Below are 20,080 nucleotides of genomic sequence, written 5' to 3' on the forward strand. Positions count from 1 at the left end.
GCGGTTTTTGATGCGAAATCTCGCTCCCATTTTGGCGTCTGTTTGCCCCAGGCGACCCGCCGCCGGTCGTTTACCGGCCGCGCGCAGGGCGCCGGAAATGCCGCAATGACTCCGCGGGGGCGCCCAAAGCCTGCCACCTTTCCAGAACAGAGTGTTTCCTATCTGTTAATCATGGGAGGCTGTCATGGCCCGTCTCAAGAGCTATCTCCTTGGTGGTGGCACGCTGGTCTGCGCACTCGGCATCGGCTACGTCATGCAATTCGGTCTTGCCCTTCCCGGTCAGGGCCAGGCCAGCCAGTCGGCCCCCATCGAGCTGTCGGACATCACCCTTACATCTTCGGGGCTGGGCGCCCCCATTCCGCCGCTTGCCACCGCGCCAGACATAGATGGCGTGACAGAACCCGTCGTGCTGGCCGCCGCGCAGATCGACGCGGCGCCCATGCCGCAGCCTGCGGACAGCGCCCCGACGGGCCTGGCCTGCGAAAGCGTCATGGAGGCCGAAACCACCGCCGGGGCCATGGTCGAGATTTCGGTCGACTCGCCCTGCCATGCAGGCGAACGCGTCACGATTCACCATCAGGGCATGATGTTCACCGACGTGATGACGCCCGACGGCACGTTGCAAGTGACAGTGCCGGCGCTGGCGGAAACCGCGACCTTCATCGCCGCCTTTACCAACGGCGAAGGCGCCACAGCCACCGCCGAGGTGTCATCGCTGCCCTTCTACGACCGTGTGGCCGTGCAATGGAAAGGCCCCGCGGGGCTGCAACTGCATGCCCGCGAATTCGCTGCGGAGTACTTTACCCAAGGCCATGTCTGGGCGGCCGAAGCCGGGGACCTGGCGCGCGCCGCCACGGGCGAAGGTGGCTTTCTTGTGCGCCTTGGTCAGGACGACGCGCCGCAGGGCCTGATGGTCGAGGTTTATTCCTTCCCGACCGGCACGGCAAAACAGGCCGGCGACGTGCTGATGTCGATCGAAGCAGAGGTGACCGAAGCCAACTGCAACACCCAGATCGAGGCACAAACCCTGCAATTGCACAACGGCAGCCCCCTGCGGGTGGGCGATTTGACCCTGGAAATGCCCGAATGTGACAGCCTTGGCGACTTTCTGGTGTTGAAAAACGTCGTCGAAGACCTGAAAGTCGCCGCACGTTAAAACGGGGCAAGCGGGTTTCTCATGCGATATCTTTGTGCGGCGGTTCTCGCCGCACTTTTCTTTGTAACTGGCCCGGTCAAGCCCGCTTTGGCGCAGGACATCACCCTGCGGTCCCGCGATGGCGGTGTCGAATTGACCGGAACCCTGTTGGGCTTCGACGGTGAATTCTATCGCCTGCGCACGCAATATGGCGAACTGACGGTCGATGGTTCCGGCGTGTTCTGCGAAGGCGTCGGCTGCCCTTCGCTGACCGACTATGTGGCCGAGCTGTCGATTTCGGGGTCGGCGACCATCGGATCGGTCCTGATGCCCGCCCTGATCGAAGCCTTTGCCCTGCGCAGCGGCCTGACCGCGACACGCACCGATCAGGACAGTGCGCATTTCCAATACACCCTGCGCGATGCCAAGACCGACAAGCTGGTCGGACGCTTTACCTTTCGCGTCAGCACCACCGACGAAGGCTTTGCCGACCTGTTGGGCGATGACGCGGATATCGTCATGGCCCTGCGCGAAATCCGCCGGAGCGAAGTGGCCCTGGCCCGCGAGGCAGGGCTGGGCGATCTGCTGCACCCCAACCGCAGCCGGGTTCTGGCGCTGGACGCCATGGTGCCGATCGTGGCGCCAGTGAACCCGGTCAATGCGATTTCACCCACCGACCTGTCGCGCATCCTGTCCGGCAGCCTGGTCAACTGGCGCGAACTGGGCGGCCCCGATGCCCCGGTCAGCGTGCATTTGCGCGACGCGGAATCGGGTCTGTCGCAGGGGGTCGAAGACCGCTTGCTGACCCCCGCCCGGGCCGAGTTGAAAACCGATGTGACGCGCCATCCGACAACGGCGGCGCTGTCGGCGGCGGTGGTCAAAGACCCCTTTGGCATCGGGCTGGCCAGCTTTTCCGAAACCGGAAATGCCAAGCCTTTGGTCCTGACCGGGCCTTGCGGGTTCCAGCTGCGCGCCGCACGCCGCAGCATCAAGACCGAGGATTTCCCGCTGACCGCGCCGATGTTCCTGTACCTTCCGGCCCGCCGCCTGCCCGCCCTGGCGCGTGATTTCCTGGCCTTTACCCGGTCGCCCCCGGCGCAGATCGTCATTCGCCGCGCCGGTTTCGTCGATCAAGCGCCCGAAGAGGTGCCCGTCGACCTGCAGGGCGATCGGTTCACCAATGCGATCATGGTCGCCCAGGGCGATGCCGGGCTGGCCGAACTGCGGCGGATGACAGAAACCCTGTCGCCCATGCGCCGCCTGACCACCTCGTTCCGGTTCGAGGCAGGATCGTCCCGTCTGGACGCGCAATCGCGGTCCAACGTGCAACAATTGGCGCGCTCGCTCGAAGCGGGGGCCTATGACGGGCGCAGGCTGGTTTTTGTCGGCTTCTCGGATGGTCAGGGCCCGGCCGATGCAAACATGCGGATCGCCCGGCAGCGCGCCGATACCGTTCGACGCGCAGTGCTTGAGGCCGCGGAAACCGCCGATACCGATCAGGTGGAAATCCTGACCGAGGCCTTTGGCGAAGCCATGCCGATGGCTTGCGACAACAGCGCCTGGGGTCGGCAAGTCAACCGGCGCGTTGAAGTCTGGGTCAAGTGATCCACCCCCGCCGGATCAAAGAAGCCCTTCTGAGCGAAAGCTGAGTTCGCGAGATTTGCCGATGACCAGGTGATCGTGCAGCGTGATGCCAAGCGCCTCTGCCGCCAGCCGGATCTGCTCGGTCATTTCGATGTCAGCGTGGCTTGGCGTCGGATCGCCTGACGGGTGGTTGTGCACCAGGATCATCGCCGTGGCGTTCAGTTCCAAGGCGCGTTTGACCACCTCGCGCGGGTAGACCGGCACATGATCGACGGTGCCGCGCGCCTGCGCCTCATCCGCGATCAGCACGTTCTTTCGGTCAAGATACAGCACGCGAAACTGCTCGATGTCGCCATGCGCCATCGCCGTCTGGCAATAGTCCAACAGCGCATCCCAACTGCTGAGCAGGTGTTTCTTGATCACCCGGGACCGGGCCAGCCGGTGGGCGGCGGCCTCGACGATCTTCAGTTCCGTCACGACCGCATCACCAACGCCGCTGACCTGACTCAGCCGCGCCCGCGGGGCGGACACCACGCCGTTGAAATCGCCAAAGGTTTCCAAAAGCTGACGCGCCAGCGGTTTGACATCGCGGCGCGGGATTGCGCGGAACAGGACAAGTTCCAAAAGCTCGTAATCCGGCAGGGCGTCCGCACCGCCGATCAGGAACCGTTCACGCAGGCGGGCGCGATGGTCCTTGATATAGGACGGCGCGGGCGCACCACGCGGCAAGACCGGTTCCGGCGCTTCGTCGTGATCGAAAAGCGCGGCCTGGCTGTCAGAGAAATGCGGTCCTCGGGTCATCCCGCGATTGTGCCGCAGGACTGGTTAGCAGCGGGTTAACGCACAAGGGGCGGCGCATGAATGCACCGCCCCTTGCGATTGTCGTCCGGAAGGCGTGTCAGCCCTTCATCGAATCCCAGAAGTTCTTGACCGACTTGAAGAAACTGGACGCCTCGGGGTTGTTGTCCTCGCTCAGATCCTCGAATTCGCGCAGCAGCTCCTTTTGCCGCGAAGTCAGGTTCACCGGGGTTTCCACCGCCAGTTCGATGAACATGTCGCCATGCCCACCGCCGCGCAGCGCCGGCATCCCCTTGCCGCGCAGACGCATCTGACGGCCCGATTGGCTGCCTGCCGGGATTTTCACGCGGCTGCGGCCACCGTCGATTGTCGGCACCTCGATGTCGCCGCCCAGCGCCGCAGCGGTCATCGCCACGGGCACACGGCAATGCAATTCGGTGCCTTCGCGTTCAAAGATCTTGTGATGTTCGACCTCGATAAAGATGTACAGGTCGCCCGGAGGGCCACCCCGCATCCCCGCTTCGCCTTCGCCGGCAAGGCGAATGCGCGTGCCGGTTTCGACCCCGGCCGGAATGTTCACCGACAGGGCGCGATCCTTGTGGACACGGCCGTTTCCACCGCATTTGGCACAGGGGTTCTTGATGATCTGGCCCAGGCCCGAGCAGGTCGGACAGGTGCGTTCGACCGTGAAAAAGCCCTGCGTGGCCCGCACCTTGCCCATGCCCGAACAGGTCGGGCAGGTGGTTGGTTCGGCGCCGCCTTCGGACCCCGATCCCTTGCATTCGCCGCACTGCACCGAGGTCGGTACATTGATGGTTTTCTGCAGCCCGCTGTATGCCTCTTCGAGGGTGACGCGCAGGTTATAGCGCAGGTCAGCCCCGCGTGCGGCGCGTTGGCGCCCGCCCTGACGGCCCCCCATGAAATCCCCGAACAGGTCGTCGAAAACGTCGGAAAAGGCGCTGGCGAAATCGCCATTGCCGCCGCCCATTCCGCCCGGTCGACCGCCGCCACCCATGCCGCCCTCGAACGCCGCATGGCCAAAGCGGTCATAGGCCGCCTTTTTCTCGGCGTCCTTGAGAACCTCGTAGGCCTCGTTGGCTTCCTTGAACTTTGACTCGGCGTCGGGATTGTCGGCGTTTCGGTCCGGATGGAATTCCTTGGCCTTGGTGCGATAGGCCTTCTTGATTTCGTCGGCCGACGCGCCCTTGGGGATCCCGAGCACATCGTAATAGTCACGTTTGGACATGATCTGCCCTCCTTGTACCGGAACGCAAAGGGCCGGCCCGGTGTCCGGACCGGCCCCCATTGGTTCCGAAGGCGCTGGCCTTAGGCCCGCTTGTTGTCGTCAAGATCCTCAAAGTCCGCATCGACGATATCATCGTCGGCCGGACCTGCGCTGTCAGCGGCGGCGGGTTCGTCATCGTCACCCGATTCCGCCTGCGCCTTGTAGATCGCTTCGCCCAGACGCATCGCGACCTCGGTCACGTTCTGGATGCCGGCCTTCAGCTTGTCCGCGGTCACGTCGTCTTTCTCAAGCTCGTCCTTGAGAGCGGCAACGGCCAGTTCGATCGCCTCGACGGTCGACGGGTCGACCTTGTCGCCATGATCCTCGATCGACTTTTCGGTCGAATGGATCAGGCTTTCGGCCTGGTTGCGGGACTCGACCAGTTCCTTGCGGGCCTTGTCGGCATCGGCGTTTTCTTCCGCCTCGCGGACCATCTTTTCGATGTCCTCATCCGACAGGCCACCCGAGGCCTGGATCGTGATCTGCTGTTCCTTGCCGGTGCCCTTGTCCTTGGCACCAACGGACACGATGCCGTTTGCGTCAATGTCAAAGGTCACTTCGATCTGCGGCATGCCGCGCGGCGCCGGGGGGATGTTTTCCAGGTTGAACTGGCCCAGCATCTTGTTGTCGGCAGCCATTTCGCGTTCGCCCTGGAACACGCGGATCGTCACGGCCGACTGGTTGTCCTCGGCGGTCGAGAAGACCTGCGATTTCTTCGTCGGGATCGTGGTGTTGCGGTCGATCAGGCGGGTGAACACGCCACCCAGCGTTTCGATGCCCAGCGACAGCGGGGTCACGTCCAGCAGGACAACGTCTTTGACGTCACCTTGCAGAACACCGGCCTGAATGGCGGCGCCCATGGCAACGACTTCGTCCGGGTTCACACCCTTGTGCGGCTCTTTGCCAAAGAACTTGGTCACCTCTTCGATGACTTTCGGCATACGGGTCATACCGCCGACCAGAACGATCTCGTCGATGTCACCGGTGGACAGGCCGGCATCTTTCAGGGCTGCCTGGCAGGGCTTGATCGACGCCTTGATCAGATCGCCGACAAGGCTTTCCAGCTTGGCGCGGGTCAGTTTCATGACCAGGTGCAGCGGCTGACCGTCCGATCCCATCGAGATGAAGGGCTGGTTGATTTCGGTCTGGCTGGTCGAGGACAGTTCAATCTTGGCCTTTTCGGCCGCTTCCTTCAGACGCTGAAGCGCCATCTTGTCCTTGGTCAGGTCGACGCCGTTGTCCTTTTTGAACTGCTCGGCAAGGTAGTTGACGATGCGCATGTCAAAGTCTTCACCACCAAGGAAGGTGTCGCCGTTGGTGGATTTGACTTCGAACAGGCCGTCGTCGATTTCCAGGATGGTCACGTCAAAGGTACCGCCGCCAAGGTCATAAACCGCGATGGTGCGGGTTTCTTTCTTGTCCAGACCGTAGGCCAGCGCAGCGGCGGTGGGTTCGTTGATGATGCGCAGCACTTCAAGGCCGGCGATCTTGCCGGCGTCCTTGGTGGCCTGACGCTGGGCGTCGTTGAAATAGGCGGGCACGGTGATGACGGCCTGCGTCACCTCTTCGCCAAGATAGCTCTCGGCGGTTTCTTTCATCTTGCCCAGGATGAAGGCGGAAATCTGGCTGGGCGAATACTTTTCGCCGCGCGCCCTGACCCATGCGTCGCCGTTGCCGCCATCGACAACTTCGAACGGCATGTTCTTGCGGTCCTTGGCAAGGTTCGCGTCGTCATTGCGACGGCCGATCAGGCGCTTGACGCCGAACACGGTGTTTTCCGGGTTGGTCACAGCCTGGCGCTTGGCCGGCTGACCCACAAGACGTTCGTCTTCGGTGAAGGCGACGATCGAGGGGGTGGTACGTGCGCCTTCGGAGTTTTCGATGACGCGTGCGGCGCTGCCGTCCATGATGGCAACGCAAGAGTTGGTGGTGCCGAGGTCGATACCGATTACTTTGGCCATTTTCGATCCCTTTTCTAAGTCAAGGCGATGTCACGAGGTTCGGACCCGTTACGGCATCCTGCCCCGCATTTCTGAGGCCCTTGGGGATTGCCCCTCGGGCGGCTTCGGAGGGTATATAAGGAGGGGTTCCGCGCCCTGCAAGCACCGCACAGCGCGCAATTGGACGGAAAATCGCAACTTTGCACATACCAAGGGGGAATCCTTTGCCGCAGACTTTGGTTCAAAAGGGGTTTCACATCCATCCCGGCTATCTGGACCGCCCCGCCCAAGAGGCGATGGTGGACGATTTGCGGCAGGTTCTGCGCGCCGCGCCGCTTGTCCAGCCGGTCACGCCGCGCGGGCAGCCGATGTCGGTGCGGATGTCAGCGGCGGGGCAGTTTGGCTGGGTCACGGACCGGCGCGGGTATCGCTATGAGCCCCGGCACCCCGACGGCTTGGCATGGCCCCCGATCCCTGCCTCGGTCCTGGCGATCTGGGAGGATCTGGCCGCTTGCCCGCGCCCGCCGGAATGCTGCCTGGTGAACTGGTACAAAGAAGGCGCGCGCATGGGCCTGCACCAGGACAAGGACGAAGCCGATTTCACCTACCCGGTCCTGTCGGTGTCACTGGGCGACGACGGGTTGTTCCGCATGGGCAACCCCGAACGCGGCGGCCCGACCGCGTCGCACTGGCTGAAATCAGGCGACGTGGTGGTGATGGGCGGCGCGGCGCGGCTGGCCTATCACGGGGTGGATCGCATCCGCTTTGGCTCGTCCTCGCTGCTCAGGGATGGCGGGCGGATCAACCTGACGCTGCGGGTCGTGACCTAGGGTGGATCAGCGACCATCCAGCGCACAGCAGCCGCTGTAATACGCCTGCTGGTTGCCCTGCAGGATCAACGCGATGGTCAGCCCGAATTCCCGATCCGACATGCCGTCGTCGCAATAGCCCGGCGTGATCACCGCGCTCAGGCTCTCGAGCCCGGCCTGCCCGAACAGCGCATAGGGCCAGGGCCTTCCGCTTGCCTTGACCAGGTTGCCCACCGAATACCCCTGTTGCTGCCCCATGTTGTTCATGACGGCGCTTTGACCCTGATTGATGGTCAGGCTCCAGAACGGTTCGGTGCCAAAGCAGGACAGCGCAGGCCAGTCCGGCAGGGTGCCGCCGGGACGCGCCGCAAGAAAGCGCATCGAGGTCCAGCCCGATTGCTCGCCCGTGTTCACGAATCCCCAAGTGCCGGTTTCGTTCAGGCGGATCACCTCGACCCCGGTGTCGTAGGGGCCAAGCGTGCCGACGATCTCGTGCCCGGCGCCCGGCCCGCTGCGCACGTTCAGCACATCATCCGATGCGACGCCCGTCACGTCATGCAGCGCGGGATACTCCTGCGCTAGGGCCGGCGCCCCCAGCCCCAGCGTGACAAGGACGGCAAGAAGGTGGATCAGTCGGCGCATGGGACATTCCTTTGGCATCGAGGTTTCCCTGACGATACCCTTGATGCCGCCCTGCCCCTAGTGATGAATCCCTGACCCTCAGCGCCGCGCGCTCCAGGATGCCGAGGCATGTTTGCGGGTATAGAATTCGCCCATCAGGCCGATCATGATCAGGACCAGCGACAGGTACAGCGCATATTCCCAATCCGAATTGCGCGGGTTGTAGTCGACAAAGGCATAGCCGCGGGCCTGGTCGATGGTGTGGAACAACGGGTTCCAGTCGAACATCACCAGCATGTAGCTGGGCATGGCATTGGCCACGAACATCTTGCCCGAGGCGATCATGTTCGCCCGCTGATAGACGGTGGAAATGATGCTGACCGGTGTCGGCGCCCAGGGCTTGGCCGCAAGAAAGACCATCCCGATGGCCGCCCCGGAAAACCACGACAGAAGGATCATGGCCAGACAGCCGATCGGGTCATGGATTTCCTGCATGACAAAGGGATTGAAGGCCACGTCATAGACAAAGAGGATGGCAATCAGCGACAGCAACTGGATGTAAAGCGTGCTCAGCATCGCCGAGGCGATCGCAATCGCGGTGTTCATCGGCGCGTGTTGCATCATCGGGCTTGCCGGCCCTTCCGACGACGCCACCGCGCCCAGCGTTTTCGAATGCGTCATGTAAAGGAAGACGCCGGTCATGATGTAGATCATGAAGTCGCCGCGTAGCGCCGCACCGCGCAACCCCAGGATCTGGAACATGAAAAAGAAGGCCAGCACGAAAATGACCGTCTGCAGCATGTTCATCAGGATGGCAAGGATGGCATTGCCATGGGTCTTGCGCACCGCCCGCACCGAATTGTGGTAAATCAGCTCCGCGATGTAGACGGCAGAACCCAGCCGCGACCGCGGTTTGGTAACTTGAAACATGCGCTCACTGCTCCGATGCGAGGGCGGGGTTGCGGCTTCTTGCCGTTCTTTTCAAATCGCACCATAAGGCGGGTAGGTTTTCAAATCAATAAATCCGCATCGCTTGCGCAAAAAGGAGAGTTGCCTTGAACTATTCCGAACTGGTTAAGGTCATGCGTCGTCTGGCCCTGGAGGCAGGCGACAAGATCATGGAAATCTACAATTCCGACGAGTTCGAGGTAAAGGTAAAGTCCGACGCCAGCCCCGTGACCGAAGCGGACGAAGCCGCCGATGCCCTGATCTCGGCCGGTTTGCGCGCCGCTTTCCCGGATGTGGCGCTGGTCACCGAAGAACAGGCCGACAGCCATGACGTGTCGGCCATGACCTTCCTGATCGTCGATCCGCTGGACGGCACCAAGGAATTCATCAACCGGCGCGGCGATTTCACCGTGAACATCGCACTTGTCGAAGACGGCGTGCCGACGCGCGGCGTGGTCTATGCCCCGGCACGTGGCCGCATGTTCTATACCGACACCACCGGTGCCTCGGTCGAGGAAATGGGCCCTTTCCATCCCGACCAGCCCGGCGAAACCAAGGCGATCAAGGTGTCGCAGCCGAACAACGACGCGCTGATGGTGGTTGCCAGCAAATCGCACCGCGATCAGGCGACCGACGATTACATCAACAAGTATGCCGTCAAGGACATGAAAAGCGCGGGATCGTCGCTCAAGTTCTGTCTGGTGGCCACGGGCGAGGCGGATATCTACCCGCGCGTCGGGCGCACGATGGAATGGGACACCGCCGCCGGCCATGCCGTTCTGAGCGGCGCAGGTGGACAGGTTGTCCGGTTCGACGACCACACGCCGCTGGTTTACGGCAAGGGTGGTTTTGCCAACCCGTTCTTCATTGCCTACGCCCCCGGGGTGGATCTGAAAGAGGCCTGACATGAACAGCCCCGCCGTCAGCGTCATCGTGGTCAGCCGTGGGCGGCCACAGGCGCTGATGCGCTGCCTGAACGGGCTGGGGCAACTGGACTATCCGAATTACGAGATCGTCGTCGTGGCCTGCCCGCAGGGGATTGCCGCAACCGACGCAAGGCAGGATGCGGCCCTGATCAGGCGCATCGGCTTTGACCAGGCCAATATCTCGGCGGCACGCAACGCCGGGATTGCCGCGGCGGCGGGGGACATCGTTGCCTTTGTCGACGATGATGCGGTGCCCGAACCGCTTTGGCTGCAGCATTTGACCGCGCCCTTCGCCGCACCGGACGTGGCCGCCGCCGGGGGCTATGTGATCGGGCGCAACGGCATTTCCTTTCAGTGGCAGGCCCGCGGTGTCGATGACACCGGCCAGGCCTTTGACCTGGACATGACCGGTCAGGATCCGGTCGTCTTTGCCCCCGAGGCCGGAAAGGCGATCAAGACCGAAGGCACGAACATGGCGGTCCGGCGCGACCTTTTGGCCCAGATGGGCGGGTTCGACCCCGGTTTTCGGTTCTATCTGGATGAAACCGACCTGAACATGCGGCTGGCGCAGGCCGGGTTGCGCACCGCGATCGTTCCGCTGGCGCAGGTTCACCACGGGTTCGAGGCCAGCGACCGGCGCGCCGCCGACCGTACGCCAAGGGATCTGGCCCAGATCGGCGCATCCCAGATGCTGTTCCTGCGCAAACATGCGCCCGCCAAACAACTCAAACCCGCGTGGAAGGCCTTTCGCCGGGCACAACGCCTGCGGCTTTTGCGCATGATGCAGCGTGGCCCGCTGGGCGCCGACGATGTCTGGCGGCTGCTGCGCAGCCTTGATCGCGGCGCCCGCGATGGCGCCGGGCGTCCGGTGTCCACCCTGGCGCCGATTGCCCCGACGGACCAGGCGTTTCTTGCCTACCCCGGTCGCCCCGGCGCCCCGCGCCTGGTGCTGTCCGGGCGCATCTGGCAGGCGCGAACCCTGCGCGAGGCCGCCGCCCGGGCGGTGCGCGACGGGCAGATCGTCAGCCTGTTGCTGTTTTCACCCACAGCGCGCTTTCACCGTGTCCGGTTTTCACCGGACGGGGTCTGGGAACAGCTGGGCGGGCGCTTTGGCCGCAGCCGGCGCGACATGCCCCTGATGCGCTATTGGCGGTTTTCAAAAAGGGTTCGCGCCGAAACGGCGCGCGTCGCGCCGGTGCGCGGCGAATTCGGATAGGGCCACGGCGCAAAGTGATGCATGCGCGCCGCCATTGCGCAAAACTCACGTTTTTCCCCCCTGAATTCCCGATACGCGCTATAGTGCTGGCGCAGCATTCATGCGATAAACGCAGCAGTTGATACAATTCGTTATGGAGCAAGGTGATGCGTAAGAAGGTGACGAAAGCGATTTTCCCGGTTGCAGGCATGGGAACCCGTTTTCTTCCGGCCACCAAGTCGGTCCCGAAAGAGATCATGACCCTGGTCGATCGCCCCCTTGTCCAGTACGCCATCGACGAAGCCCGCGCCGCCGGCATCAAGGAATTCATCTTTGTGACCTCGCGCGGCAAGGGCGCTCTCGAAGACTATTTCGACCATGCCCCGCAGCTGGAACAGGAGCTGCGTAAAAAGGGCAAGGACGACCTGCTGGAAATCCTCAAGACCACCAACATGGACTCGGGCGAGATTGCCTATATCCGCCAGCACCGGGCGCTTGGCCTGGGCCACGCGGTCTGGTGCGCGCGCCGCCTTGTGCACAACGAACCCTTTGCCGTGATGCTGCCCGACGACGTGATCGCCGCCGAAAAGCCCTGCTTGCAGCAGATGGTCGAAGCCTACGAGGAAACCGGTGGCAGCATGGTTGCCGCGATGGAAGTCCCGCAGGAAAAGACATCGTCCTACGGCATCCTCGATGTCAAAGAGGACATGGGCACCATGGTTTCGGTCAAGAACATGGTGGAAAAGCCCGCCGCCGGAACGGCGCCGTCGAACCTTGCGGTGATCGGGCGCTATATCCTGTCGCCGAACATCTTCAAGCACCTGAACAAGATGAAATCGGGCGCGGGTGGTGAAATCCAGCTGACCGACGCGATCGCGCAGGAACTGCTGCCCGAGGGCGACGGTGTCTATGGCTACCGCTTCCGTGGCCAGCGCTTTGACTGCGGGTCCAAGGCAGGCTTCTTGCAAGCCACCGTGGCCTTTGGCCTGGCCCGCGATGATCTGCGCGATGACCTGGAGGCCTATCTTCAGGAAATCATGGCCAGCAGGAAAGCCGCGGAATAACCCCCGTGGCGCATGTTCTGGTCACCGGCGGCGCGGGCTATATCGGCAGCCATGCCTGCAAGGCATTGGCCAAGGCCGGGTTCACCCCCGTCACCTACGACAACCTGGTCACCGGCTGGGAAGACGCCGTCAAATTCGGCCCGTTCGAGCGGGGCGATCTGACCGACCGCGCCCGCCTGGACGATGTCTTTGCCACCTACCGCCCGGTTGCCGTCATGCATTTCGCAGCCCTGTCACAGGTCGGCGAAGCGATGGCCAAGCCCGGCCTGTACTGGCGCAACAACGTCCAGGGGTCGCTGACCCTGATCGAGGCCGCCGTTGCCGCCGGGGTTCTGGACTTTGTCTTTTCCTCGACCTGCGCCACTTATGGCGAACACGACAATGTCGTGCTGGACGAAACCACTCCGCAGGAACCGCTGAACGCCTATGGCGCGTCCAAGCGCGCGGTCGAAAACATCCTGCGCGACTTTGAGGCGGCACATGGCCTGCGGCATGTGATCTTTCGCTATTTCAACGTGGCGGGCGGCGATCCGGATGGCGAGGTCGGTGAACACCACCGCCCCGAAACCCACCTGATCCCCGTCATGCTCGAAGCGATCGACGGAAAGCGCCCCGGCCTGACCATTCACGGCACGGATTACGACACGCCCGACGGCACCTGCATCCGCGATTATGTGCATGTCTGCGATCTGGTCGATGCGCATGTCCTGGGGCTGAAATGGCTTCAGGAGGGCAATGGCAGCCGGGTTTTCAACCTGGGCACCGGCAAGGGGTTTTCCGTGCGCCAGGTCATCGACGCATCGCGCAGCGTCACGAACCTTGAAGTGCCGTTTACCGAAGGCCCCCGCCGCGCCGGGGACGCGACCAAGCTGGTGTCCGGATCGACCCGCGCCGAGGCCGAGCTGGGCTGGAGCCCGCAACGTTCGACCCTGCCGCAGATGATCGGGGATGCCTGGAACTGGCACCGCAATGGACATTACGACAAATAGCGCGCCCTCTGCGCGGCTGTTGGACCTGACCCGTCTGACCCGCCGCGCCGGACGCCCGTTTACTGGCGTGGACCGGGTCGAAAAGGCCTATCTTGACCAGCTGCTGACGCTGGACACCCCCCTGTTCGGGCTGGTCAAAAGCGCCTTTGGCTATGTCCTGCTGGATCGCGCCGGCTGTGCGGTTTTTCACAAGACACTGGAGACGGGCGATTTCGGCCCGGCGGACCGCCTGTCCTCGGTCAAGCGCGGGCTGGATCCGATGCGCGCACGGGCGGAATCCGATCTGCGGCGCATCTGTCTTGACCGGTGCCTGCCGATCCGCCTGTCGCGGATGCTGCGCCGGCATTTGCCGCCCGGGGTGCATTACCTGAATGTCGGCCATTCAAACTTGACAGAACGGGTGCTGTCCGCCCTGCGGTTGATCCGCGACAGCAGGACCGCGGTGCTGATCCACGACACGATCCCCCTGGATCACCCAGAGTATCAACGCCCGGAAACCGCGCGATCCTTCAAGGTTTTTCTACAGACCGCCACGCGGCACGCCGATCTGATCCTTTGCAATTCTGCGCAGACACAATCCGACGTGTTGCGCCATGCCGCCCCCCTGATGCCAAAGACGGTTGTGGCCCATCTTGGCGTGCCCATGCCTAGGCCGGGGACACCGCCCAGCGGCGCTTGGGACGGGCATCCCTATTTCGTCTGCCTTGGCACCATCGAGCCGCGCAAGAACCATGCCCTGCTGCTGGACCTGTGGCAGGACATCCCTGACGCTCACCTGTTGATCTGCGGTAATCGTGGCTGGGAAAATGACGCCGTTCTGGCCCGTCTGGACGCGAAACCACCCCGCGTGCACGAACTGCCCGGCCTGGACGATGGGCAGGTCTTTGGCCTGCTGCAGGGATCCAGGGGCCTGCTGTTTCCCAGCCTCGCCGAGGGCTATGGCCTGCCCCCGATCGAAGCCGCCGCCCTTGGCGTGCCCGCCCTGTGCAACGACCTGCCGATCTATCGCGAAGTGCTTGGAAATATTCCCGTTTACGCACCCGCCTCGGATCGTTATCTTTGGGCGCAAGAGATAAGGGGTTTGGCTGGGTCGGATCAAACAGGGCACGGGGCAGAAAAATGCGATGGGCAGGGATGGAGCCCGCCCAGCTGGGATGCGCATTTCAAGACCGTATTAACGATGATCTGATAGCCGGTGAGTGGTACAGAGCCGTTGCAACGGCCAGTTTAGGGGCAATCAGTTGGGCGCATGGCGGTCATATCGGCTTAGGCTTCAGCGCAAGCGCTGGCGTATTCGCGCCTTTCGCAAGCGGCGCGAACTGAATCCCGTCACCAACAACACAGCCAGGATCAAATCGTCAGACATCCTGCTGTTCTGCACCCAGCGCAACGAAGGCGTGCGGCTGCCCTATTTCCTGAACTACTACCGCGACATGGGCGTGAACCATTTCTTCTTTGTCGACAACGACAGCGACGATGGATCGCTTGGGTATCTGTCGCAACAGGACGATGTGTCGGTCTGGACCACGCAGGCGGGATACAAACGGTCGCGGTTCGGGGTCGACTGGATCAACTGGCTGTTGATGAAATACGGTCAGGGCCACTGGTGCCTGACCGTCGACCCGGACGAGCTGTTCCTTTATCCGTTCTGCGACACCCGCCCGCTGCGCGCGCTGACCGACTGGCTGGATGCCTCGTCGATCAAATCCTTCTCGGCCATGTTGCTGGACATGTATCCAAAGGGCCGGATCGACCAGCAACCCTATATGCCCGGGCAGAACCCACTGGAAATCGCATCCTGGTTCGATGCCGGAAATTACACGCTGAAAAAGAACCCCCAGTTCGGCAACCTGTGGATTCAGGGCGGCCCCCGCGCCCGGGTCTTTTTCGCCGACACGCCGGAACTGGCCCCGGCACTGAACAAGATCCCTTTGGTGAAATGGGACCGGGGCTATGTCTATGTCAGCTCGACCCACAATCTTTTGCCGCGCGGGCTGAACCTGGTCTACGACGAATGGGGCGGCGAAAAGGCCAGCGGCATGTTGCTGCACACCAAGTTCCTGGACACCTTCACCGAAAAGGCCGCCGAGGAATTGACCCGTGGCCAGCACTATGGCGCGTCGCGCGAATACCTGGCCTATGCCGAGGGCATCAAGGACAATCCCGAACTGTGGTGCAAGTGGTCCGAAAAATACATCAACTGGCGACAGCTTGAGATCCTGGGCCTGATGTCCAAGGGGAACTGGGCATGACCGTCGGGATCGTCATGCTGGTCCACACGGCGCTTGACCGGGCCGAACAGACGGCGCGGCACTGGGCGCGCGGCGGCTGTCCGGTGGTGATCCACGTCGACAAGATGGTGCCCAAAGCAACCTATGACCGCTTTGCCCAAAGGCTGCGGGGCGAACCACAGATCCTATTGTCCAAACGCCACCGCTGCGAATGGGGCACTTGGGGGCTGGTCGCCGCATCGCAGGATGCGTCCGAACTGATGCTGGAGAAATTTGACGACGTCCGGCACGTCTATCTTTCGTCCGGCTCTTGCCTGCCGCTGCGCCCGGTGCACGAGTTGCAGCAATACCTGGCGGATCGCCCACGCACCGATTTCATCGAAAGCGCCACAACCGCCGATGTTCCCTGGACCGTTGGCGGGCTAGACGAAGAACGGTTCACCCTGCGGTTTCCGTTTTCCTGGCGCAAGCACCGCTATCTGTTCGACAAGTTCGTCGAAGTGCAGCGGATGGTGGGCTATAAACGCGCCATCCCCGACGATATCGTTCCGCACATGGGATCGCAGTGGTGGTGCCTGACGCGCCAGACCCTGTCCGCCATCCTGCAGGACCCGGCGCGCGCGCAGTACGACGCCTATTTCCGGCGCGTCTGGATTCCTGACGAAAGCTATTTTCAGACGCTGGCGCGGCTGTATTCCACCAGCATCGAAAGCCGGTCACTGACCCTGTCGAAATTCGACTTTCAGGGCAAACCGCACATCTTTTACGACGATCATCTGCAACTGCTGCGGCGGTCCGATTGTTTTGTCGCGCGCAAGATCTGGCCGCATGCAGAGCGGCTGTACCAGGCCTTTCTGACCGATCCCGACCGCGCCCTGTCGCGGCAGGAACCCAACCCCGGCAAGATCGACCGCATCTTTGCCAAGGCGGTCGAAAGGCGCACCCGTGGCCGCCCTGGGTTGTACATGCAAAGCCGCTTTCCCAACTACGGCTGGGAAAATGGCAAGACGGCCGGCAAATACTCGGTCTTTCAAGGCTTTGCCGAACTGTTTCAGGACTTCGCCCCCTGGCTTGGCCGGGCAACCGGCGCGCAGGTTCATGGCCATCTGTTCGCCCCGGGCCGGGCGGAATTCGCAGGCGGCCAGACCGTGATCAACGGCGCGCTGTCCGACAACGCCAAGCTGCGCGATGCCAACCCGCATGCCTTTCTCAGCAACCTGCTGTGGAACACGCGCGGGGAACGGCAGTGTTTTCAATACGGCCCCGCCGACAACCCCAAGATCAACTGGCACATGGCCCGTGATCCCAATGCGCAGATCAGCGTGATCTCGGGGGCCTGGGCCGTTCCCCTGTTCAAGTCAAACGCCAATTTCGCCGATCTTCGGGCGCGCGCCGCCACGCTGCAAAAGATCGAAAGCAAGATGCTGGACGAACTGCGCAGCCCTGACGTCAAGGCCCGCGTTCGCGTCTGGACCATGGCCGAGTTCATCGAGGCCCCGATGGAGCCGCTTCAGGTCATCATCGACGAGATCGGCCAGAAATCCATGCGGCGCCTGTCCGAGGCCCCGCGCCTGGAGGATCTGACCGGTTTTGGGCAGTTCTTGCAGAACCTCAAGAACCAAGGCATGCATCCTTACCTGATGGGCGATTTTCCGGTCGATCCCATCCCCCGCCATATCCGCGACCAGTCTCGCAAACCTTACCTGATCAAGAAATAGGCCCTCATGTCCGACCGTTTCGACTGCTTCGTCGTGTTTGCCGAAATGCGCACCGGATCCAATTTCCTCGAGGCGAACCTGAACGCCTTTGACGGCATCACCTGCCATGGCGAGGCGTTCAACCCGCATTTCATCGGCTATCCCAATTCCGGCGACATCCTTGGCGTCACCCAAAGCGAACGCGATGCTGCGCCGTTTCGCCTGCTGGACGAAATCCGCCATCGCACGCCGGGCGGCATCGGCGGGTTCCGCTATTTTCACGACCACGATCCGCGCGTGTTGCAGACGCTGCTGGACGACCCGCGCGTGGCCAAGATCGTGCTGACGCGCAATCCCGCCGACAGCTATATCAGCTGGAAGATCGCGCAGGCCACCGGCCAGTGGAAACTGACCAACGTCAAGCGGCGCAAGGACGCGCGCGTTCAGTTCGACGCCCAGGAATTCGAAACCCACCTGGCGGCACTGCAGGATTTTCAGGTCACGCTGATGAAGGCCCTGCAGACCACCGCGCAGACTGCCTTTTACGTCGCTTACGAAGACCTGCAGGACGTTGACGTGATGAACGGCCTTGCCCGCTGGTTGGGCGCGCGGTCCCAGCTGGACAGCCTGAACACCGCGCTGAAGCGCCAGAACCCCGAACCGCTTTCCGAGAAGGTCGAGAATTTTGACCAGATGGCGACGGCGCTGGCCCGGCTGGACCGGTTCAACCTGGCCCGGACGCCCAATTTCGAACCGCGCCGCGGGCCCGTGGTGCCGTCGTATATTGCCGCGGCCCGGACGCCGCTTTTGTACATGCCTATCCGCTCTGGCCCCGAAGCGGCGGTGACGCAATGGCTCTGCGCGCTTGATGGTGTGGACGAAGACGCGCTGGTGACCAAGTTCAACCAGGGCAGCCTGCGCGCCTGGAAGCGCGAGCGCCCTGGCCACCGCAGCTTCACCGTGGTGCGTCACCCCCTGGCCCGCGCGCACGAGGCCTTTTGCAGCAAGATCCTGACCACGAAAAAGGGCAGCTTTGCCGGTATCCGCAAGACGCTGCGCCGCGCCCACAACCTGCCCATCCCAGAGGGCGAGCCGGACGCCAGTTATAACGCCAACGCCCATCGGGTGGCCTTTACCGCCTGGCTGGAATGGGTCAAGGCGAACCTGCAAGGGCAGACCGCCGTTCGGGTCGATGGCCATTGGGCCACGCAGGCGCAGTGCATCCAGGGCATGGCAGAATTCACCCTGCCCGACATGATCGTGCGCGAGGATGAAATGGCAGGCTATCTGCCCGCGCTGGCCATGCAGGTCGGGCACGGCGCCCCGGCCGATCCGCTGTCCGTGCCCACCGCCGCGCCCTTTTCGCTGGCCGAAATCCACGATGACACCATCGAGGCGCTGGCCCGCGACGCCTATCAACGCGACTACGTCATGTTCGGTTTCGACAACTGGGCCTGAACGGAAAAAGGCCCTGCCAGATCAGGCGGGGCCTTTTTCAAATCAGTGTTTCGCCGCCCAGCCTGATTCAGGCGGCTTTGACCACTTCGGATTCCGTAAGGATCGTGAACAGCGTGCCCGCGTCGGGGTTGGCCCGCAGTTTCGCGCACAGGTTTCCGTCGCGCAGCGAACGGGACACCAGCGCCAGCGCCTTTAGGTGTTCAACGCCCGCCTCTTCGGGGGCGAACAGCGAAAAGACCAGGTCAACCGGCTGGCGGTCCACCGCTTCGAAGTCGATCGGCTTTTCCAGCAGGATGAAGGTGCCGACCACCGATTCAAGCCCGGCAATGCGTGCATGGGGCAAGGCCACGCCATGCCCCACGCCGGTTGGTCCAAGCGACTCGCGCTCCATCAAGGCTTCGACGGTCGGGCCAGCCGCCAACCCGTGGGCGGCGGCAGCCAGATCAGCAACGTCATGGATCAGGCGTTTCTTGCTGGAAACGGCACTGACAACCTTGACGGCTTCGGGTTTGAGTAGGTCCAAAAATTTCATGCTCTGCCCGTATGCTTGACCATCGTTACTGTTCCATTAACGCGGTCGGTTTCGGGCTTATGGATCAATCCACCCGATGTTTCCGTCCTCGCGCCGATACACGACGTTCAGGCCATCCTTCTTTTCGTTCCGGAACACAAGGACGGGGGCCCCTGCCAGTTCCATTTGCATCACCGCCTCGCCGACAGACAGGGACGGAATGGAGGTTTCCATTTCGGCCACGATGATCGGCTGCAGCGTTTCCGGCTCTTCGGCGTCCGATTCAACATCGGATGCGAGGATATAAGAGGATGCCCCGAGAAGTTCAACGGGTTCCGTGCGATCCCTGTGATGGTCTTTCAGGCGGCGCTTGTAGCGGCGCAGCTGTTTGTCCATCTTTTCAACGCAGTCGTCAAAAGCGGCGTAGATTTCCGTCGCGTGCGCCTTGGCCGACGCGTTCAACCCTGTCGACAGGTGAACGACGACCTCGCAGACGAACTCATGAGCGCTTTTGGAAAAGATGACGTTTGCGTCGGTCGGTCGCTGCGAATACTTGTCCAAAGCGACGCCCAGTTCAGTCTTGACGTGGGTCTGCAGGGCCTCGCCCACGTCGATATGCTTTCCCGTAATCTGATAGCGCATGTTCAGTCCTTTTATAGTTATTTACCGGCAGGCGCAGCAGAACAGGACACGGATGCCCCATGGTCTGGCTTGCTGGTCAGGGAAAACACGCTGTTGCCTTGGTTTGCTGACGCCGCCCCCCAAAAGTGAAGGTTACGTCGGTCAGCCATGCTTCGGCGCAGCGTGTCATACCTTCATTTGAGAGGAGAATGCCCCCGGCTGTCAATCGAAACCGGGAAGAAAGCCCGCGCAATTCCCAAACAACTTG

General features: G+C 62.6%; 18 protein-coding genes. 11 read left to right on the forward strand and 7 right to left on the reverse strand.

Annotated elements, in window-relative coordinates; genetic code table 11:
• The first annotated feature begins 184 nt into the window (after window positions 1-184).
• Together QF118_RS02190 and QF118_RS02195 are read left to right on the forward strand one after the other, a co-directional pair.
• The gene (locus QF118_RS02190; protein ID WP_282301005.1) at window positions 185-1,156 is read left to right on the forward strand and encodes a translocase; all 972 of its coding nucleotides are present in this window, start codon (window positions 185-187) and stop codon (window positions 1,154-1,156) included.
• Between the two features lie 21 nt (window positions 1,157-1,177).
• Entirely contained in the window at window positions 1,178-2,740 is a 1,563-nt protein-coding gene (locus QF118_RS02195; protein WP_282301006.1) for a phosphate ABC transporter substrate-binding/OmpA family protein, read from the forward strand.
• 15 nt (window positions 2,741-2,755) lie between these two features.
• Here QF118_RS02195 and radC read toward each other — a convergent pair whose 3' ends face one another.
• From radC to dnaK, 3 genes are all read right to left on the reverse strand, one after another.
• Entirely contained in the window at window positions 2,756-3,520 is a 765-nt protein-coding gene (gene radC, locus QF118_RS02200) for a RadC family protein (RefSeq protein WP_282301007.1), read from the reverse strand.
• A 97-nt stretch (window positions 3,521-3,617) separates the two neighbouring features.
• Entirely contained in the window at window positions 3,618-4,763 is a 1,146-nt protein-coding gene (gene dnaJ / locus QF118_RS02205) for a molecular chaperone DnaJ (protein ID WP_282301008.1), read from the reverse strand.
• A gap of 80 nt (window positions 4,764-4,843) precedes the next feature.
• A complete protein-coding gene (gene dnaK, locus QF118_RS02210; protein ID WP_282301009.1) occupies window positions 4,844-6,763 on the reverse strand; it encodes a molecular chaperone DnaK in 1,920 nt (639 codons plus the stop codon).
• Window positions 6,764-6,966: 203 nt separating this feature from the next.
• On the opposite strand from dnaK, the gene QF118_RS02215 reads away from it, so the two are divergent.
• A complete protein-coding gene (locus QF118_RS02215; protein ID WP_282301010.1) occupies window positions 6,967-7,572 on the forward strand; it encodes an alpha-ketoglutarate-dependent dioxygenase AlkB family protein in 606 nt (201 codons plus the stop codon).
• 6 nt (window positions 7,573-7,578) lie between these two features.
• On the opposite strand, the gene QF118_RS02220 is transcribed toward QF118_RS02215, so the two are convergent.
• Window positions 7,579-8,193, reverse strand: a complete 615-nt coding sequence (locus QF118_RS02220) for a COG3650 family protein (protein ID WP_282301011.1) — start codon at window positions 8,191-8,193, stop codon at window positions 7,579-7,581.
• A gap of 78 nt (window positions 8,194-8,271) precedes the next feature.
• Entirely contained in the window at window positions 8,272-9,102 is an 831-nt protein-coding gene (locus QF118_RS02225) for an ABC transporter permease (RefSeq protein WP_282301012.1), read from the reverse strand.
• A gap of 125 nt (window positions 9,103-9,227) precedes the next feature.
• On the opposite strand from QF118_RS02225, the gene cysQ reads away from it, so the two are divergent.
• The 8 genes from cysQ to QF118_RS02265 all read left to right on the forward strand — a co-directional run bounded on the left by cysQ (window position 9,228) and on the right by QF118_RS02265 (window position 18,680).
• On the forward strand, window positions 9,228-10,025 hold the full coding sequence (gene cysQ / locus QF118_RS02230; RefSeq protein ID WP_282301013.1) for a 3'(2'),5'-bisphosphate nucleotidase CysQ: 798 nt from the start codon (window positions 9,228-9,230) through the stop codon (window positions 10,023-10,025).
• A gap of 1 nt (window position 10,026) precedes the next feature.
• Window positions 10,027-11,262 (forward strand): glycosyltransferase family 2 protein, encoded by a 1,236-nt coding sequence (locus QF118_RS02235; protein ID WP_282301014.1) that lies wholly within the window; start codon window positions 10,027-10,029, stop codon window positions 11,260-11,262.
• A 146-nt stretch (window positions 11,263-11,408) separates the two neighbouring features.
• The gene (gene galU / locus QF118_RS02240) at window positions 11,409-12,305 is read left to right on the forward strand and encodes a UTP--glucose-1-phosphate uridylyltransferase GalU (protein ID WP_282301015.1); all 897 of its coding nucleotides are present in this window, start codon (window positions 11,409-11,411) and stop codon (window positions 12,303-12,305) included.
• Window positions 12,306-12,310: 5 nt separating this feature from the next.
• Window positions 12,311-13,294, forward strand: a complete 984-nt coding sequence (gene galE, locus QF118_RS02245; protein ID WP_282301017.1) for a UDP-glucose 4-epimerase GalE — start codon at window positions 12,311-12,313, stop codon at window positions 13,292-13,294.
• Entirely contained in the window at window positions 13,275-14,483 is a 1,209-nt protein-coding gene (locus QF118_RS02250; RefSeq protein ID WP_282301018.1) for a glycosyltransferase family 4 protein, read from the forward strand. The genes galE and QF118_RS02250 overlap by 20 nt, the downstream gene beginning before the upstream one ends.
• 52 nt (window positions 14,484-14,535) lie before the next feature.
• Window positions 14,536-15,546 (forward strand): glycosyltransferase family 2 protein, encoded by a 1,011-nt coding sequence (locus tag QF118_RS02255; protein WP_282301019.1) that lies wholly within the window; start codon window positions 14,536-14,538, stop codon window positions 15,544-15,546.
• Window positions 15,543-17,243 (forward strand): DUF5927 domain-containing protein, encoded by a 1,701-nt coding sequence (locus QF118_RS02260; protein ID WP_282301020.1) that lies wholly within the window; start codon window positions 15,543-15,545, stop codon window positions 17,241-17,243. The genes QF118_RS02255 and QF118_RS02260 overlap by 4 nt, the downstream gene beginning before the upstream one ends.
• 6 nt (window positions 17,244-17,249) lie before the next feature.
• Complete coding sequence (locus QF118_RS02265) at window positions 17,250-18,680, forward strand: sulfotransferase family 2 domain-containing protein (RefSeq protein WP_282301021.1); 1,431 nt, start codon at window positions 17,250-17,252, stop codon at window positions 18,678-18,680.
• Between the two features lie 67 nt (window positions 18,681-18,747).
• On the opposite strand, the gene QF118_RS02270 is transcribed toward QF118_RS02265, so the two are convergent.
• Together QF118_RS02270 and hpf are read right to left on the reverse strand one after the other, a co-directional pair.
• Entirely contained in the window at window positions 18,748-19,212 is a 465-nt protein-coding gene (locus QF118_RS02270) for a PTS sugar transporter subunit IIA (protein WP_282301022.1), read from the reverse strand.
• 57 nt (window positions 19,213-19,269) lie between these two features.
• Complete coding sequence (hpf, locus tag QF118_RS02275) at window positions 19,270-19,833, reverse strand: ribosome hibernation-promoting factor, HPF/YfiA family (protein WP_282301023.1); 564 nt, start codon at window positions 19,831-19,833, stop codon at window positions 19,270-19,272.
• Window positions 19,834-20,080 lie beyond the last annotated feature (247 nt).

Source organism: Tropicibacter oceani (genome assembly GCF_029958925.1).
Taxonomy (GTDB): domain Bacteria; phylum Pseudomonadota; class Alphaproteobacteria; order Rhodobacterales; family Rhodobacteraceae; genus Pacificoceanicola; species Pacificoceanicola oceani.